1 protein-coding gene and 1 pseudogene are annotated in these 3045 nt (G+C 39.4%); both read right to left on the reverse strand.

Annotated elements, in window-relative coordinates; genetic code table 11:
- Positions 1-440 precede the first annotated feature (440 nt).
- Positions 441-2798, reverse strand: a complete 2358-nt coding sequence (locus AC06OU_RS02995) for a penicillin acylase family protein (protein WP_475853880.1) — start codon at positions 2796-2798, stop codon at positions 441-443.
- Positions 2799-2946: 148 nt separating this feature from the next.
- Positions 2947-3045 (reverse strand): annotated as a pseudogene (murB, locus tag AC06OU_RS03000) (UDP-N-acetylmuramate dehydrogenase); the annotation flags it as partial.

Raw genomic sequence — 3045 nt, forward strand, 5'->3', positions numbered from 1 at the left:
ATGAACTCTATTATTTGTCGTAGTAGTCATTACTATTCCTCTTTCATGTAAATTCTTTTATTCAACCTGAAATAGTATAACAACAGAAAAGAATTTTGTGAACTTTAGCAAGATGGTGTATTAACAGGCTACTTGCACAAAACAAGAAAAGCGCAAGCGCCTATGTCTGCCCCGACAGGCAAATGGGGAAAAGCGAGGAGGCAGCTCTTCAGCCACCACAGCTTTTATCCATTTGACCCCGAGGGGCAAGGCGGGGGAGCTAGACATCAATTTATCCACAGGTTTAGAACTTTATAGTTTCCTAAACAACCAAAAAGGCACTTTTTGTTCAAATTGAACAAAAGTGCCTTCTAATTGTCTGGATAACCACATACGCCCGAGTTTCCAAACCCTTAATAAAATTACTAGATTTCATTTTACGACGATCTTACTTCATTTCTTTAATCTGCCTTTAATATTAATTCAAAGCCGTCCTTTATGTCGCCATTAATCACCGTAGTGTGATAATCACCATTCGCCCAATCTCTTACCTGGCTATGGTACCACTCTGATTTAATGTGTCCACTTTGCCCCGGTCCCACAATGTGATAGGCCTTTGAAAGATCAGCTAAATCAGCTACAAATCTCCAGGATGCACCGTGATTCACGCTTCCGTCTTCTTTATAACCTGCTGCTTGAACGGTAATATTAGATCCACCTATCGGTACTGGTTCAGGGTTTAAAAAGTAACCAAGTATAGGAGAGGCGCCTGAAATTGGATGATCAAACGTTAATTGATGATAGTCTCCCCATTTCCATTTGGCCTCGTTTTTCCCAAAATCCTCTTCAATTTCTTTTAGGGCAATTGTAAACGAATCGAAGACCCACTTATCTACTCCACCGTACTCCTCTAACCAAGCACTTGCTTCGCTTTTATACCCTTTCCGTAATAATTGATCTGAAATATTGCCCTTTCCAGGTAACATGGCATAAACGTCCTCAGGCATTTGCTCCTTAAACATTGTTTTTGGAAGCTGCTTCATCCATTTATGAAAAACTAATGGTGCTGACTGATTTTTATCATCAACATGATCCCATTTCTTTAACACATTTAGAACTTCATTATATTTATCTTCGCTATCTTGCTTTTCTACCGACTCTACCATGGAAGCTAAAAATTCACGCGCATATAAATTTTTTTGATCCATCTGTAGTGTCATCATATCTTCCTTAGTTAACTCACTTTTACTTGCCAACACTTCAGCAATTCTTTCGTAACGGTAAGATTGCGCCCAAAAATCAGTTATATGGTATAAATAGGACTCATCGACAACCTCATTATTTGCTGTTGCAATAAAACCTTCTTCAGGATTAACAACCTTAGGAAGTTCTGTATAAGGTACATAACCAGTCCAGCCAAATTCGTTAGAATCGCCCGGAACCGGAAGCTGTCCATCACCTGTTTTACGGACCGGTATCCTACCATTAGCTTTATAAGCGATTGTCCCATCCTTTGCGGCAAATACAAAGTTTTGTGCTGGAGCATGAAAGTCCTCTAAAGCACTCTCAAACTCCTCCCAATTAGAGGACTTATTCATTTTTAATATAGCCTGTAATTCTAAAGTAGGCTCTAACGCTGTCCACTGCATAGAAAATAATGCAGAAGGATCCTCTTCCTTGAAAAGCACATCAGAAATAATTGGTCCATGGCGTGTCACCAACACCTCAAATGGCACGTCCTCTTCTCCCTTTACTTTGATATTCGTTTTACGAATAGCTGCCTGTTCCCATTTACCCTCATACATAAATTTCGTGCGATCATCTGGGTTTGGTGTTTCAATATATAAGTCCTGTACATCGGGCCCAACATTTGTTACTCCCCATGCCACTTCTTCGTTATGTCCTAAAATAATACCAGGTATTCCGGCGAATATTACACCACTTACATTTTGACTCGGTGACTCTAAATGCATTTGATACCAAATCGACGGGGTGCTTAAACCCAAATGTGGATCATCTGCCAGAAGCGGCATTCCACTAGCAGTCTTTTCTCCACTAACAACCCAGTTATTACTTCCATTAAATTCATTCGGCAGTATAGCCGCATCAAATCTGCCACTAACAGCAACTGGATTACTTAAATTCGCCTCAATAATAGAAGGTGCATCCTCTGGATAAGTGATAAATAGTTCTTCCGCCTTTTCTTGCTCAAACTCATTAATTGCCCAATGGCGAAGTGCTAGGCTTGACCAATTTCCACCTAAATCATATGCCATAAATTTACCGACAGCCAAAGAGTCAATTGGAGACCACTCTCTAGGTTCATAGCCTAATAGTTTAAATTCATAACTGAGCTTTCCCTCTTCTATAGCATAATCAATGAATTCATTTACCCCTTCTGTATACCACTTCAAAACCTGCTTTGCTTCGTCACTATAGCCGGCGTAGGATTTCTCAGCTGCATCTCGAAGGCTAAAGGTTAAAAAGAATTTATCTGTATCTAATGCCCCTTTACCAACTACCTCTGCTAGTTGGCCGCTCGCCTGCCTCCTAGCTAAATCCATCTGAAATAAACGATCCTGTGCTTGCACAAATCCTTGAGCACGATAAAGATCTTCATCACTCTGAGCTTTAATATGAGGAACCCCATCCTGATCCCGTACAACCTGAACGTCTTCATTCAATACTTTTACTGCCAGCTCTCCTCGAATAATAGGCTTAGTGTTAGACAAAAAAACATTTAAGCCTACTACAACCACAATTACAATAGCCACTAGTATTCCTAATATCCAAAGAAGTACCTTCCTGCCTTTCTTCAAATAATTACCCCCTTTGTATTTCTATGTCATAATTCGACAAAACAAGGTAAACCCCTGCCCATCATTTTAAATTTCTTGGAATAGAGCCTGATACTTGAAGATAAAAAAAGCCCCATGAATAATGTATATTCATAGGACTAGATTTATATTATTTACTATTTTCCCCAACTATTTTAACTTCTAGTTCTAACTCAACCCCGAAGTTATCATGCACTGCTTTTTTCACCATTTCAATTGTATTTATATA

The organism is Psychrobacillus sp. (assembly GCF_056205495.1).